The organism is Streptomyces sp. NPDC032198 (assembly GCF_040636975.1).
GTDB lineage: Bacteria > Actinomycetota > Actinomycetes > Streptomycetales > Streptomycetaceae > Streptomyces.
In genome coordinates, this window is sequence record NZ_JBEZVL010000003.1 from 213,013 (window position 1) to 226,881 (window position 13,869).

14 protein-coding genes are annotated in these 13,869 nt (G+C 71.3%); 8 read left to right on the top strand and 6 right to left on the bottom strand.

The window, feature by feature from the left end:
- Positions 1–129 precede the first annotated feature (129 nt).
- From galE to idi, 3 genes are all read left to right on the top strand, one after another.
- Positions 130–1,113 (top strand): UDP-glucose 4-epimerase GalE, encoded by a 984-nt coding sequence (gene galE / locus AB0E78_RS09105; protein ID WP_361829859.1) that lies wholly within the window; start codon positions 130–132, stop codon positions 1,111–1,113.
- A gap of 165 nt (positions 1,114–1,278) precedes the next feature.
- The gene (locus AB0E78_RS09110; RefSeq protein ID WP_361829861.1) at positions 1,279–2,205 is read left to right on the top strand and encodes a cation diffusion facilitator family transporter; all 927 of its coding nucleotides are present in this window, start codon (positions 1,279–1,281) and stop codon (positions 2,203–2,205) included.
- 104 nt (positions 2,206–2,309) lie between these two features.
- Entirely contained in the window at positions 2,310–2,903 is a 594-nt protein-coding gene (gene idi / locus AB0E78_RS09115; protein ID WP_361829863.1) for an isopentenyl-diphosphate Delta-isomerase, read from the top strand.
- Between the two features lie 13 nt (positions 2,904–2,916).
- Here idi and AB0E78_RS09120 read toward each other — a convergent pair whose 3' ends face one another.
- Positions 2,917–3,396, bottom strand: coding sequence for an ATP-binding protein (locus AB0E78_RS09120; RefSeq protein WP_361830429.1), 480 nt, complete (start codon positions 3,394–3,396; stop codon positions 2,917–2,919).
- Positions 3,397–3,563: 167 nt separating this feature from the next.
- Positions 3,564–4,244 (bottom strand): DUF308 domain-containing protein, encoded by a 681-nt coding sequence (locus AB0E78_RS09125; protein WP_361829865.1) that lies wholly within the window; start codon positions 4,242–4,244, stop codon positions 3,564–3,566.
- 93 nt (positions 4,245–4,337) lie between these two features.
- Between AB0E78_RS09125 and AB0E78_RS09130 the strand changes: the two genes are divergently transcribed.
- Positions 4,338–5,114, top strand: a complete 777-nt coding sequence (locus tag AB0E78_RS09130; protein WP_361829866.1) for an enoyl-CoA hydratase-related protein — start codon at positions 4,338–4,340, stop codon at positions 5,112–5,114.
- Here the strand turns inward: AB0E78_RS09130 and AB0E78_RS09135 are convergent.
- On the bottom strand, positions 5,104–5,736 hold the full coding sequence (locus tag AB0E78_RS09135; protein ID WP_361829867.1) for a DJ-1/PfpI family protein: 633 nt from the start codon (positions 5,734–5,736) through the stop codon (positions 5,104–5,106). The two genes, AB0E78_RS09130 and AB0E78_RS09135, sit on opposite strands and share 11 nt — an antisense overlap.
- A 9-nt stretch (positions 5,737–5,745) precedes the next feature.
- The gene (locus tag AB0E78_RS09140; RefSeq protein ID WP_361829869.1) at positions 5,746–6,750 is read right to left on the bottom strand and encodes a GlxA family transcriptional regulator; all 1,005 of its coding nucleotides are present in this window, start codon (positions 6,748–6,750) and stop codon (positions 5,746–5,748) included.
- 188 nt (positions 6,751–6,938) lie between these two features.
- Here AB0E78_RS09140 and AB0E78_RS09145 point away from each other — a divergent pair, with 188 nt between their 5' ends.
- From AB0E78_RS09145 to AB0E78_RS09155, 3 genes are all read left to right on the top strand, one after another.
- Positions 6,939–7,829 carry a hypothetical protein gene (locus tag AB0E78_RS09145; protein ID WP_361829871.1) on the top strand — a complete coding sequence of 297 codons (891 nt, stop codon included), beginning with the start codon at positions 6,939–6,941 and terminating at the stop codon, positions 7,827–7,829.
- Between the two features lie 105 nt (positions 7,830–7,934).
- Entirely contained in the window at positions 7,935–8,102 is a 168-nt protein-coding gene (locus AB0E78_RS09150; protein WP_361829873.1) for an LPFR motif small protein, read from the top strand.
- Between the two features lie 63 nt (positions 8,103–8,165).
- Entirely contained in the window at positions 8,166–10,550 is a 2,385-nt protein-coding gene (locus AB0E78_RS09155) for a Tex family protein (RefSeq protein ID WP_361829875.1), read from the top strand.
- A gap of 84 nt (positions 10,551–10,634) precedes the next feature.
- Here AB0E78_RS09155 and AB0E78_RS09160 read toward each other — a convergent pair whose 3' ends face one another.
- Both AB0E78_RS09160 and AB0E78_RS09165 read right to left on the bottom strand, forming a co-directional pair.
- Positions 10,635–12,281 (bottom strand): ABC-F family ATP-binding cassette domain-containing protein, encoded by a 1,647-nt coding sequence (locus AB0E78_RS09160; RefSeq protein ID WP_361829876.1) that lies wholly within the window; start codon positions 12,279–12,281, stop codon positions 10,635–10,637.
- A 311-nt stretch (positions 12,282–12,592) separates the two neighbouring features.
- Positions 12,593–13,627, bottom strand: coding sequence for an oxidoreductase (locus AB0E78_RS09165; protein WP_361829877.1), 1,035 nt, complete (start codon positions 13,625–13,627; stop codon positions 12,593–12,595).
- Between the two features lie 90 nt (positions 13,628–13,717).
- On the opposite strand from AB0E78_RS09165, the gene AB0E78_RS09170 reads away from it, so the two are divergent.
- Complete coding sequence (locus AB0E78_RS09170) at positions 13,718–13,858, top strand: hypothetical protein (protein WP_361829879.1); 141 nt, start codon at positions 13,718–13,720, stop codon at positions 13,856–13,858.
- Positions 13,859–13,869 lie beyond the last annotated feature (11 nt).

Here is a 13,869-nt window from a genome sequence, read left to right on the forward strand (position 1 = left end):
CGCCCGTTTACGGCCCCATAAGCAGAACCTGCAGAGGCCTCCGCCAACTCGATCATCATGGTCGATCGGGGGCGGCACCCACAAACCGCGCTTCATGTGACCGGCACAAACGACATAAAGTCGACGCCCATGACATGGATGATCACAGGTGGAGCGGGTTATATCGGGGCACATGTGGCGCGGGCGATGGCCGGTGCCGGGGAGCGGGTGATCGTCCTCGACGACGTGTCGGCCGGTGTGCCGGAGCGGCTTCCCGCGGACATTCCGCTCATCAGGGGCTCATCGCTCGACGGTGATCTGCTGCGGCGGGTCTTCGCCGAGCACGAGGTGACGGGTGTGGTGCACCTCGCGGCACGCAAGCAGGTCGGCGAATCCGTGGAGCAGCCGCTGCGCTACTACCGGGAGAACGTCGGCGGCCTGGTGACGCTGCTCGAAGCGGTGGCCGATGCGGGCATCAAGCGGTTCGTCTTCTCCTCGTCGGCCGCGGTGTACGGCAACCCGCCCGACGTGGCCCTGGTGGCGGAGGACACCCCCTGCGTGCCGATCAACCCGTACGGCGAGACGAAGCTCGCCGGGGAGTGGCTGGTGCGGGCCGCGGGCCGGGCGCACGGCATCGCGACCGTGTGCTTGCGCTACTTCAACGTGGCGGGCGCCTCGGCCCCCGAGCTCGCGGACACCGGGGTCTACAACGTGGTCCCGATGGTCTTCGACCGGCTCACCCGCGACGAGTCGCCGCGAATCTTCGGTGACGACCACCCGACGCCGGACGGCACCTGCGTCCGTGACTACATCCACGTGGCCGACCTCGCCGACGCCCACCTCGCGGCGGCCCGCCGCGTCGAGGCGCACCCCGAGGGCGACCTGACGGTGAACATCGGCCGCGGCGAGGGAGTTTCCGTACGCGAACTCGTCACCCTCATCGGTGAGATCTCCGGTGACCACCGGCCGGCGCTCGTCGAGCCGCGCCGCGAGGGCGACGCCCCGCGTGCCGTCGCGGACGCCGGTCTGGCCGCCGAGAAGCTCGGCTGGAAGGCGCGGCGCACGGTACGCGAGATGGTCGAATCCGCGTGGGCCGGCTGGTGCCTCCACCACCCCGAGGCGCGCCGCCCCTGATGACGTCAACGCTCTGACCTGCGATCATTTCCGCAGGTCAGAGCATATGACAACGGTGTTCAGTGCCGTGTTGCCGGATACCCCCACCCCGTAGTTCACTGTGATCGCGGCAGACGCGCGACCAGGGGACAGAAGACCGATACCGACCACACGGAGGCGGCTTCCATGGGGGCTGGGCACGACCACGGACACACACACGGGGGGACGGCGACAGCGGCGTACCGAGGGCGGCTGCGCATCGCGCTCTCGATCACGATCACCGTCATGGTCGTCGAGATCGTCGGCGGCCTCATGGCGGATTCGCTCGCGCTCATCGCGGACGCGACGCACATGGCGACGGACGCGCTGGGGCTCGGCATGGCACTGCTCGCGATCCAGTTCGCCAACCGCCCGGCGACGGAGAACCGCACCTTCGGCTACGCCCGGGCCGAGATCCTCGCCGCACTCGCCAACTGCCTGCTACTGCTAGGCGTCGGCGGCTACGTCCTGTACGAGGCGATCCAGCGGTTCATCACGCCCGCCGAGACCGAGGGCGGCCTGACCATCGTCTTCGGTGTCATCGGCCTGGTGGCGAACATCATCTCCCTCTCGCTCCTGATGCGCGGCCAGAAGGACAGCCTGAACGTGCGCGGCGCCTTCCTGGAGGTCATGGCCGACGCGCTGGGCTCCCTGGCCGTGATCGTCGCGGCGGTGCTCATCCTGACCACAGGCTGGCAGGCGGCGGACCCGATCGCCTCGCTGGTCATCGGCCTCATGATCGTCCCGCGTACGGTGAAGCTCCTCCGGGAGACCCTGAACGTGCTCCTTGAGTCCGCCCCGAAGGGCGTGAACATGGCCGAGGTCCGCTCGCACATACTGGATCTGCCGGGCGTCGAGGACGTCCACGACCTGCACGCCTGGACCATCACCTCGGGGATGCCGGTCCTCTCCGCGCACGTGGTCGTCAGCACCGAGACGCTCAACGGGATCGGCCACGAGAAGATGCTGCACGAGCTGCAGGGCTGCCTGGGCGACCACTTCGACGTGGAGCACTGCACCTTCCAGCTGGAGCCAGTGGGCCACGCGGAGCACGAGGCGAAGCTCTGCCACTGACGCCGGCGCCGACACCGGTGAGGGTGGCTTCCGGTGGTTCCTTGCCAGGAGGGGCGGTCGCGTGCGGCAGACTTGAGGCTCGAAGACCGAAGCGAAGGATGGGTATGCCGACCACACCTGCCACCGCGGCGAACAGCTCGTCGAACGGCACCGGAGAAGCGATCTTGCTGGAACTCGTCGACGAGGACGGCAGGACGATCGGCACAGCGGAGAAACTCTCCGCGCATCAGGCGCCCGGGCAGCTGCACCGGGCGTTCTCCGTCTTCCTCTTCGACGAGCAGGGGCGGCTGTTGCTGCAGCAGCGCGCCCTGGGCAAGTACCACTCCCCCGGCGTCTGGTCGAACACCTGCTGCGGCCACCCGTACCCCGGCGAGGCGCCGTTCGCGGCCGCCGCGCGCCGCACGTACGAGGAGCTGGGCGTCTCGCCCTCGCTGCTCGCGGAGGCCGGCACGGTGCGCTACAACCACCCGGACCCCGACTCGGGCCTGGTGGAGCAGGAGTTCAACCATCTCTTCGTGGGGATGGTCCAGTCGCCGCTGCGGCCCGACCCGTCCGAGGTCGGCGAGACCGCGTTCGTGACGGCCGGTGAGCTGGCGGAGCGGCATGCCGAGGGGCCGTTCTCCGCGTGGTTCATGACCGTCCTGGACTCGGCGCGGCCCGCGATCCGGGAGCTGACGGGGCCGTCCGCCGGCTGGTGACCCGACTCCCGTTCTAACCGGTGCCGTTGGGCTTCAGGGGCAGGGCCGCCCAGATGACCTTGCCCCCGCTCGCGGTGTGTTCGACGTCGCAGGCGCCGCCCGCCTCCTGCGTGATCTCGCGGACGAGGAGAAGGCCGCGGCCGCCGGTCTGACCGTGGTCGGCCACCAGGGCGGTCGGGCGGTAGGGGTGGTCGTCCTCCACGGAGACCCGCACCCACTCGGCGCCGACCGCCACCTCCACCGCGAGCATCGGCGAGAGCAGGGCCGCGTGCCGCACCGCGTTGGTGACCAGTTCGGAGACGATCAGGAGCAGACCCTGCACGAGGTCGTCCGATACGGGCACGCCCTGCCGGGCGAGCAGGTCGCGTACGGCGTGCCGGGCCTGGGGCACCGAGGCGTCCACGGCGGCGGCGGTGAACCGCCACACGCCTTCGTACGGCACCTTTCCGGCCTCCCGAGGGAATGGGCCGGGACCCCTCCCGTCGTCGCCCATCGTCGGGTCGCCGCCCTTGCGCTCGATTGTCACCACGCATCGAGTGTTGAGAATGTCCTGGTCCGGACCGTATGACTGACCAGAAGTCAGCGACTATCGACGGAATTTGATCGCTGACGCCAAACCGGGTCAGTTTTATGGCGCTTCTTGTCCTCGCCGGTTCGCTTTCAAGCGTTCTTCGGGTTGTACGGGTTGTCCGCACCGTCCGGACCGTCCGGACCGTCTGGACCGCCCGGCCCGCCCGGCTGCCGGTCCTCCGCGACCATGCTCACGATCCGCCGCCCTCCGAGGCCCGCGGCAAGCAGGCCGAGGCCGTCGAAGAGCAGCGCGAGCGAGAAGAAGCAGCCGATCACGTACTGGCTGCTGCTGGGCCAGTTGGCGAGCACCAGGATGCCGAGAAGCAGCCCGAAGGCGCCCTGCACGAGCGTCCAGCCGAACTGCGGGCCGCGCACCACCAGGCTGCCGACCAGACGGAAGACACCACCGGTCAGGAAGAGCAGCGCGGCGAACATCGTCAGCGCCTCCGCCGCCACGTCCGGCCTGCGGATGATCACGACACCGGCGGCGAGGTTCAGGGCGGCCACGACCACGCCCAGCCAGAAGAAGTTCGTGCCGCGCGACTGCACCGCGTGCAGCAGACCGACACAGCCGCCGATCAGGAGCAGCCAGCCGAAGAGGAGCATGGAGGTGAGGGTGGCGAGGCCTGTGTAGACGAGGCCGACGATCCCCGCCAGCGCGAGGATCGCGCCCAGCAGGGCCAGCCAGCCGAGACTGCGGCTGAGCTGCTTGGCGCCCTGGGCATCCGGCGGGGCGGTCTTGGTGGTCTTGGCGCTCTTGGGTCGGGCCATCAGCGTCTCCGTCCTGCTTCCCCCGTCGCGCAGAGTTCTCAGGGCCGCCCCTTCTTGATCGTACGTTCGAGTAGGGCGGATAGCATCCTGCGCATGGAGCCGCAGCTGAGGCAGGCCGTCACCCACGGCGTCGCCACCGTCGTCATCGACCATCCGGCGAAGCGCAACGCCATGACGGCGGACATGTGGCGTCAGGTGCCGCCGCTGCTCGCCGGGCTCGCCGCCGATCCGGCCGTGCGAGCGGTCGTGCTGACCGGCGAGGGCGGGACCTTCTGCGCGGGGGCCGACATCTCCTCGCTGCGGGAGTCGCCCGGCCAGGCGCAGGATCTGGCGGTGCGGGCCGAGGAGGCGCTCGCGGCCTTCCCCAAGCCGACGCTCGCCGCGGTGCGCGGATACTGCGTGGGCGGCGGAAGCCAGCTCGCGGCGGCCTGCGATCTGCGGTTCGCGGACGAGGGCGCCCTGTTCGGGATCACTCCGGCGAAGCTCGGCATCGTCTATCCGTCGTCGTCCACCCGGCGCCTGGTGTCGCTTGTGGGGCCCGCGACCGCCAAGTACCTCTTGTTCTCGGGCGAGTTGATCGACGCGGGGCGTGCGCTGCGCACCGGTCTGGTGGACGAGGTGCTGCCGGGGGACGAACTGGACAAGCGGGTCGCGGAGTTCACCGCCGTCCTCGCCGCGCGTTCACAGCTGACGCAGGCCGCGGCCAAGGAGTACGCCGACGGCCGCCTGGACCGGGACGCCCACTGGGGCGAACAGACGCGTGCGGGCGGCGACGCCGCCGAGGGGGTCGCCGCCTTCCTGGAGCGCCGCGAGCCGCGTTTCACGTGGACGCCGGAGGGCGGCACGCCCGGGGACAGCGTTACTGGCTGAAGCGGCTCCCCGCGCGGAACTTCTCGACGAGGTGCGCGGGCGCCTTCCGCGGGGATCCGGCGTCGTAGGGCGGCTGAGGGTCGTATTCGGTGAGGAGCTGCACGGTCTGGGCCTGCCCCTCCCCCGCGATGCGGCCGATCAGGGCGAGCCCCATGTCGATGCCGGAGGAGACCCCGGCCGCGGTGACGTACTTGCCGTCGAACACCACCCGCTCGTCCGTCGCCTCCACGCCGAACCTCGCCAGCTCGGCGAGTGCCAGCCAGTGCGAGGTGGCGCGGCGCCCCTTGAGCAGACCGGCGGCGGCGAGCAGGAGGGATCCGGTGCACACGGACGTCGTCCAGGTGCTGGTGGTGTCGGCGGACCGCAGCCAGCCCAGGAGCGCAGCGTTCTCCATGTGGTCGCTCTGCCCGGGGCCGCCGGGGACGACCACGACATCGGGCTCGGTCACGTCGGTGAAAGCGCGGTCGGCGACGAGCGCGAGGGAGCCGTTGTCGTTGCGCACCGGGCCCGGGCGCTCCGCCACGAAGAGGGTCTCGGCGCCGGGCATGCGGCTGAGGGTCTCGTACGGACCGACCGCGTCCAGGGCGGTGAAGCGTTCGAACAGGGCGATGGCGATCTGCATGGAGGGTGCCTATCCGTTGAGGGCGGGTGCCGGCTGAACGGCGGGAGGAGCAACGAGAGGGGCGTGGAAGCGCCGCCGGTACTCGGCGGGCGCCGCGCCGAGGGTCTTGACGAAGGCGCGGCGCATCGCCTCCGGGGTGCCGTAGCCACAGGCGCGCGAGACCTCCTCGACGCCGTGGGAGGTGTCCTCAAGGAGGCGGCGCGCATGCTCGACGCGGACGCGTTCGACGTACTTGCCCGGCGTCATCCCCGTCTCCGTCTGGAACGTGCGGGCGAAGTGCCGCGGCGAGAGCCGGGCACGGGCGGCGAGCGACTCGACGCAGAGGTCCTCGTCGGGGTGCTCGGTGATCCACTGCTGGACCTCGCGCAGGGGTTCGCGCTGTGCCGTCTGCACGGCGAGCTGGGCGCTGAACTGCGCCTGGTTCCCCGGCCGCCGCAGGAAGACGACGAGATGGCGGGCGACCGTCAGGGCCTCGTCCCGGCTCAGGTCCTCCTCGACGAGGGCCAGCGCCAGGTCGATCCCCGCGGTCACGCCCGCGGACGTCGCGACATGACCGTCGCGGACGAAGATCGGATCGGGGTCCACCTCGATGGCGGGGTGGTCGCGGGCGAGCTTGGAGCAGTACGCCCAGTGGGTGGTCGCACGGCGGCCGTCCAGGAGGCCCGCCTCCGCGTACAGGATGGCGCCGGTGCAGACCGAGACCAGGCGCTGGGCCCGCGGGGCGTTCGTCCGCAGCCAGTCGATCAGGCGGGGGTCGGCCTCGCGGGTGCCGAGGCCGCCCGGGGTGAGCAGGGTGTGCGGCACGGGGGCGTCGGCCAGGGAGGAGTCCGGTACGAGCGTGAGGCCGCTTGAGGTGCGTACGGGAGCGCCGTCCAGGGACGCGGTGACGATGCGGTACGCCGGAGCGTCGCCGCCGCGGCAGGCGGCGGCGCCCGCGAAGACCTCCACAGGCCCCGTGACATCGAGGCTCTGGACCCCGTCGAAGAGGACGACCAGGACAGTTCGCTGCTCCATGCCCCGATCCTTGGCCTCGCGCGGGATGGCCGCAATGACGAATGGCCCACTTTTCCTGCCATCGGCGGAGGCGGCGTGGGGGCGACCCGGGGGCGACCCGGGGGCGGCAGAGGGGCGGCAGAGGGGCGGTCCGGCTGTGCGGACGCCCCGGGCTTCACCCCATACCAACCAGTCGGTAGCGTGCGGTCATGACTTCTCTCAAGCCCCCCGCCCAGGCCGCGGCACTGCACCCGCGCGCGGGTCGCCGGTGTCACAACGTGCTCAATTCGCTGCACTCGACGCACTACTTCTCACCCGACACGGGCCGCGAGCTGGGCGAGATCGGGATCACCCACCCCAAGGCCGTCAACTTCGCCGCACGCACGGCGGCGATGGGCCGGGTCGGCGCCGGAGTGGTCACGGCGGCCTTCTACAACTACAAACACGAGACCGTCGCCCAGCACGTGCCCGCCATCTGGGACACCGCGTCCCCCGAGGACGTCCTCGCCGCCCGCCTGCGCGCCGTCGACACGACGCTTCGGCGCCTCCTCGGCGAGGACGCCCTCGCGTCCCCGGAGATGGCGGAGGCGGCCGAGCTCGCCCTGCGCGCCACCGAGGCCTGCTCCCGTTCCGCACGCCCCCTGTACTCCGCCCACGCGGACCTGCCCGTCCCCGAGCAGCCGCACCTCGCGCTCTGGCACGCCGCGACGCTGCTGCGCGAGCACCGGGGCGACGGGCACCTCACGGCCCTCCAGCACGCCGAACTCGACGGCCTGGAGGCACTGGTGAGCCACACGGCGACCGGCAAGGGCATGCGGCCGAAGTGGAACTTCACCACGCGCGGCTGGAACCAGGAGGACTGGGACGCCGCCGTGGAGCGGCTCCGCGCCCGCGGACTGCACGACGGTGCGTCCGAGTTGACGGAAGCGGGCGTCGAGCTGCGCAAGGACGTCGAGGAGGCCACGGACCGCCTCGACCGGGCACCGTACGAGCACCTGGGCGCGGCGGGCGTCGAGCGTCTGACGGAGCTGGGGACCGTGTTCGCGGGCGCGGCGCTCCAGGCGGGGGCGTACCCGGCGGACCTGCTCGGCAAGGAGTAGCCCCACGGCCACCACCACGCGGGCATGGACGGCGCCGTGCGAGGTACCCGTTCGTCTCCGGTCCCGCGCGTCATGCGCCGGACCGGCGACGAAAGGGGAAATCCCGTGTTCCGAGCGATCGCAGATGTCCTGCGTCAGATCGGCGCGGCCATCGCCACCGTGGTGACGCTGCCGTTCCGTGCCGTTGCCCGGCTGTTCGGCGGTGCCTCCGACTCCACTCGGCGAACGGGGCGCCGTTCGGGAGGCCGCCCGGGGCGGGCACGCCGGGTCTGATCCCCCCGCTGTCGGTGCCACCTGCCACAATTGCCCCGCAACCCCAGTGAGAAGGCGGGAAACGTGGCACCTCTGCAGACGTCCACTCCAGCATCGATCGAAGGCAGGATCGCCGAAGAACTCGGCGTACGGGAGCGGCAGGTGAAGGCTGCCGTCGACCTGCTCGACGGCGGCTCGACGGTGCCCTTCATCGCTCGCTACCGCAAGGAAGCGACCGAGATGCTCGACGACGCGCAGCTGCGCACGCTCGAGGAGCGGCTGCGTTATCTGCGGGAGCTCGAGGAGCGGCGCGCGGCGATCCTCGAATCGGTCCGCGAGCAGGGCAAGCTCACGGACGATCTTGAGGCGCGGATCCGGGCCGCCGACACCAAGGCGCGCCTGGAGGACATCTACCTCCCGTTCAAGCCGAAGCGGCGCACGAAGGCGCAGATCGCCCGCGAGGCAGGCCTGGAGCCGCTGGCCGACGGCCTGCTCGGCGACCCGTCGGTGGATCCGGTCGCCGCGGCATCGGCCTTCGTGGACGCCGACAAGGGCGTCGCCGATCCGCAGGCCGCCCTGGACGGCGCGCGCTCGATCCTCGCCGAGCGGTTCTCCGAGGACGCCGACCTGATCGGCGAGCTGCGCGAGCGCATGTGGGTGCGCGGGCGCCTCGTCGCGAAGGTCCGGGACGGCAAGGAGGAGGCGGGCGCCAAGTTCGCCGACTACTTCGACTTCTCCGAGCCCTTCAAGGAGCTCCCCTCGCACCGCGTCCTGGCGATGCTGCGCGGCGAGAAGGAAGACGTGCTCGACCTCGTCCTGGAGCCGGAGGAGGCGACGGAGGGGCCTTCTTCGTACGAGGGGATGGTCGCGCACCGCTTCGGCGTCGTGGACCGCGGACGCCCGGCGGACAAGTGGCTGCAGGACACCGTGCGCTGGTCCTGGCGGACCCGCATCCTGGTGCACCTGGGCATCGACCTGCGCCTTCGGCTGCGGACGGGCGCCGAGGACGAGGCCGTGCGGGTCTTCGCGTCGAACCTGCGCGACCTGCTGCTCGCCGCACCGGCGGGCACGCGCGCGACGCTGGGGCTCGACCCCGGTTTCCGTACGGGCGTGAAGGTCGCCGTGGTCGACGCGACCGGCAAGGTCGTCGCGACGGACGTCATCAACCCGCACGTCCCGGCGAACAAGTGGGACCAGTCCCTGGCCACGCTCGCGAAGCTCGCCAAGGAGCACGCGGTCGACCTGATCGCGATCGGGAACGGCACGGCGTCCCGCGAGACGGACAAGCTCGCCGGTGAACTCATCACGAAGCACCCGGAGTTGAACCTCACCAAGGTGATGGTCTCCGAGGCGGGTGCCTCGGTGTACTCCGCGTCGGCGTTCGCCTCGCAGGAGCTGCCCGACATGGACGTGTCGCTGCGCGGCGCCGTGTCCATCGCCAGACGGCTGCAGGACCCGCTCGCCGAGCTGGTGAAGATCGACCCGAAGTCCATCGGCGTCGGCCAGTACCAGCACGACCTCTCCGAGCTGAAGCTGTCCCGCTCGCTGGACGCGGTCGTCGAGGACTGTGTGAACGGCGTCGGCGTGGACGTGAACACGGCGTCCGCCCCGCTGCTCGCCCGGGTCTCCGGCATCGGCGCGGGCCTCGCCGAGAACATCGTGTCGCACCGCGACACGAACGGCCCCTTCTCCTCCCGCAAGGGCCTCAAGGACGTGGCACGGCTCGGCCCCAAGGCGTACGAGCAGTGCGCGGGCTTCCTGCGCATCCGGGGCGGCGACGACCCGCTCGACGCGTCCAGTGTGCACCCCGAGGCGTATCCCGTGGTACGCAAGATGGCGAAGAAGACGGGCGGCGAGGTCGCCTCGCTCATCGGCGACACGGCCACGCTGCGCTCGCTGCGGGCGGACGAGTTCGTGGACGACTCCTTCGGTCTGCCCACGGTGAGCGACATCTTGAAGGAGCTGGAAAAGCCGGGGCGCGACCCGCGTCCGGCGTTCAAGACGGCGACCTTCAAGGACGGCGTCGAGAAGATCTCCGACCTCGCCTCAGGGATGGTGCTCGAAGGGGTCGTCACGAACGTGGCGGCGTTCGGTGCCTTCGTGGACATCGGTGTCCACCAGGACGGGCTCGTCCATGTCTCCGCGATGTCCAAGACGTTCGTCAAGGACCCGCGGGACGTGGTGAAGCCGGGCGACATCGTCAAGGTGAAGGTGATGGACGTCGACATTCCGCGCAAGCGGATCTCGCTGACGCTGCGCCTGGACGATGAGGCCGCGGCCGACTCCACCGAGGAGCGCCCGAAGCGCGGCGGGCGTCCGCCGCAGCAGCGGGGGCAAGGGGGCCAGCGCCCCCAGCGCCAGGGCGGTGGCCAGGGTCAGCGGCAGCAGCGGCAAGGGCCGCCGCCTGCCAATGACGCCATGGCTGATGCGTTGCGGCGGGCCGGGTTGTTGGATCCGAAGAAGCGCTGACGCACTTGTCTGCGGGTGGGTGGGTGGTTTTCCCGGCCTAACGGCCGGGGGTCTCCCGCCCACCCACCGGATTGCCCGGCAGCCTCAAGGAGCGGGAAGTTCCGCTACCTTGCCGTCCGTCACTTCCAGGCGCCGCGTCACTCGTACCGCGTCCAGCATCCTGCGGTCGTGCGTGACCAGGAGCAGCGTGCCCTCGTAGGCGTCGAGGGCGGACTCCAGTTGCTCGATCGCCGGCAGGTCGAGGTGGTTCGTCGGCTCGTCGAGGACCAGGAGGTTGACGCCCCGGCCCTGGAGCAGCGCGAGGCCCGCGCGGGTACGTTCGCCCGGCGAGAGGGTGGCCGCGGGGCGCAGGACGTGCGCCGCCTTCAGGCCGAACTTGGCGAGCAGCGTGCGCACTTCGGCCGGTTCGGTGTCGGGCACGGCCGCGCAGAACGCGTCCAGGAGCGACTCCGGGCCGTGGAACAGCGCGCGGGCCTGGTCCACCTCGCCGACGAGCACCCCGGAGCCGAGGGCCGCGTGGCCCGCGTCCGTGGGAACGCGGCCCAGCAGGGTGCCGAGCAGCGTCGACTTGCCCGAGCCGTTCGCGCCGGTGATCGCCACCCGGTCCGCCCAGTCGATCTGCAGCGACACGGGTCCGAGCGTGAAGTGGCCGCGGTGCACCTCGGCGTCACGGAGGGTGGCGACGACGCTGCCGGAGCGCGGCGCCGACGCGATCTCCATCTGCAGCTCCCACTCCTTGCGGGGCTCCTCGACGACGTCGAGCCGCTCGATCATGCGCTGCGTCTGACGGGCCTTCGCCGCCTGCTTCTCGCTGGATTCGCTGCGGAAGTTCTTGCCGATCTTGTCGTTGTCGCCCGCCTTGCGCCGGGCGTTCTTGACGCCCTTGTCCATCCAGCCCCGCTGCATCTGGGCGCGGCCCTCCAGGGCGGACTTCTTGTCGGCATACTCCTCGAACTCGTCGCGGGCGTGCCGGCGCGCGACGTCGCGCTCCTCCAGATAGGCGTCGTAGCCACCGCCGTAGAGGTTGATCTGCTGCTGGGCGAGGTCGAGCTCCAGGACCTTGGTGACGGTGCGGGTGAGGAACTCGCGGTCGTGGCTGACGACCACCGTGCCGGCGCGCAGGCCGCGTACGAAGCTCTCCAGGCGTTCGAGGCCCGCGAGGTCGAGGTCGTTGGTCGGCTCGTCCAGGAGGAACACGTCGTAGCGGGACAGGAGGAGCGAGGCGAGGCCCGCGCGGGCGGCCTGGCCGCCGGAGAGCGAGGTCATGGGCTGGTCGAGGCTGACGTCGAGGCCCAGCGAGGCGGCGACCTCCTCCGCACGCTCGTCCAGGTCGGCGCCGCCGAGCGCGAGCCAGCGCTCCAGGCTGGTCGCGTACGCGTCGTCCGCGCCCGGGGTTCCGTCGACCAGGCCCTGGGTGGCCTCGTCCATGGTCCGCTGGGCCTCTTCGACGCCGGTGCGGCGGGCCAGGAAGGCGCGGATGGACTCGCCGGGGCGGCGGTCGGGCTCCTGCGGGAGGTGGCCCACGGCCGCGGTGGGCGGGGAGAGGCGCAGTTCGCCGGTCTCCGGGGTGTCCAGGCCCGCGAGCAGGCGCAGGAGGGTGGACTTGCCCGCTCCGTTGGCGCCCACGAGGCCGATGACGTCACCGGGGGCGACGACGAGTTCGAGGGCGGAGAAGAGGGAGCGGTCGCCGTGGCCGGCGGCGAGGTTCTTGGCGACGAGGGTTGCGGTCATCAGGGGGTCGAGTTTAGGCGAGACCCGGACCGGCTCGCCCGGCAGCAGGCCAGGCCAGGGGCAGACCAACGCCCGCGTCGAGCGAACCCGCCCGCCCAGGCCTGCCTGACGCTCCTCCTGACGCCCCTCCTGACGCCCCTCGCCACCGGCGGGCGCCACGCCACCCGAGCCGCCCCGTTGCCATCCACGGATCTCCACCCTGCGGCACCTGCTCAAGGCAAGCCCACCTGCGCCCCCTCGAAGGCGGCCCCCTCCCCCCTCCCTGCCCGAACGACTACCGGGCCCCACCTCGCCACCCCTACCGCCCTGCGCTACCTCACTATCGGCGCCGTAAGCACGCTGTCCGTCGTTCGTGCCACCACGAACGACTCGCCCTTTGTCGCCTTCGCGTCCAGGGTGATCCGGTGCTCTCCCGGCTCCAGGACGCCGTCGAAGACCTGGTGGGTCTGGGTGCGGGAGAGTCGGTCGAGGCGGTAGGCGATGAGCTGGACCCGGCAGGTCGAGGTGATGTCGACGCCCGCGGCGCCGTCCGCCGCCGCGAGCCGCGTCAGGCGGCGCAGCTCCAACGGGCTGCGGTCCAGGGCGTGTTCTATCTGGGCGACCAGGAGCGGGATGATCGGGGCGAGGCCGTCGACGTACGCGACCTGGAGCCCAGCCCCCTCGAACGCCGCGCGTACCCCTTCGCGCGTCGCCGCCGGGACGGACCGCCCGAAGGCCACCGCCCCGTACGTCCGCAGCTCGTCCGGCGGTACGCCCGCCGCGTCCGCCGCGATCTCGGCGCCGACTCCGATCGTGCGCAGCGCCGCCGCGAGCCTGGCGAGGACGGCGACGCGGGCGCCGATCAGGAGCACCCTGCGGCGACGCGCCGCGGGTTCGCCGTCCGCAAGCAACTGCCGCAGCGCCTCGCGGTATTCGGCGCCGTGGAAGCGGAAGGGCCCTATGCCGTGGTAGCCGTTGAGCTGCAGATCGGCCCGCTCGGCCGTCTGCCAGGCGAAGTCCCGCCATACGTAGGTGTCGGTGCCGTCCGGCGCCTGCTCGATGACCGCCGTGACCGCCCCGCACTCCAGGCCCTCGCACTCGGGACAGCCGTAGATGACGTGCCGGCCGTCGAGCAGGGGCGCCTCGGCCTCCAGGAGGAGTCCGCGCACATGGTGGGTGAAGATCGCGGGTGGGACGTCGGAGGCGAGCGGGGAGACGGCGTCGAGGTCGGAGAGCTGGAACAGCAGCGGACGCCCGTTCACGATGAAGTCGACGAAATCCCGGTGGACTTGGTAGTCACCGTTGGCGAGGACCCCACCGGCACGCATGGCCGGTGCCAGACCGAAGGTCGCGTACTCGGCAGACATAGTGTGAGTATCCCCATCTAGGGGGTGATGTGAGCACGGCATGGCACATTCCGCTGCGCTCGCCGAGGGCGATAGATCCAATTCCGGGTCATGGACGAGGAGTTGGCGGCCCGGGTGGCGCGGGACGGCGTACGCATGGTCGATGGCGTACACGGCGCGGCCCGGCTGGACGGACGGGCGGAAGCACGCAGGAGGCGGCGCGCTTCGCGGACGAAGCGGGCCGCCTCCTGAGAGTGGTGCGA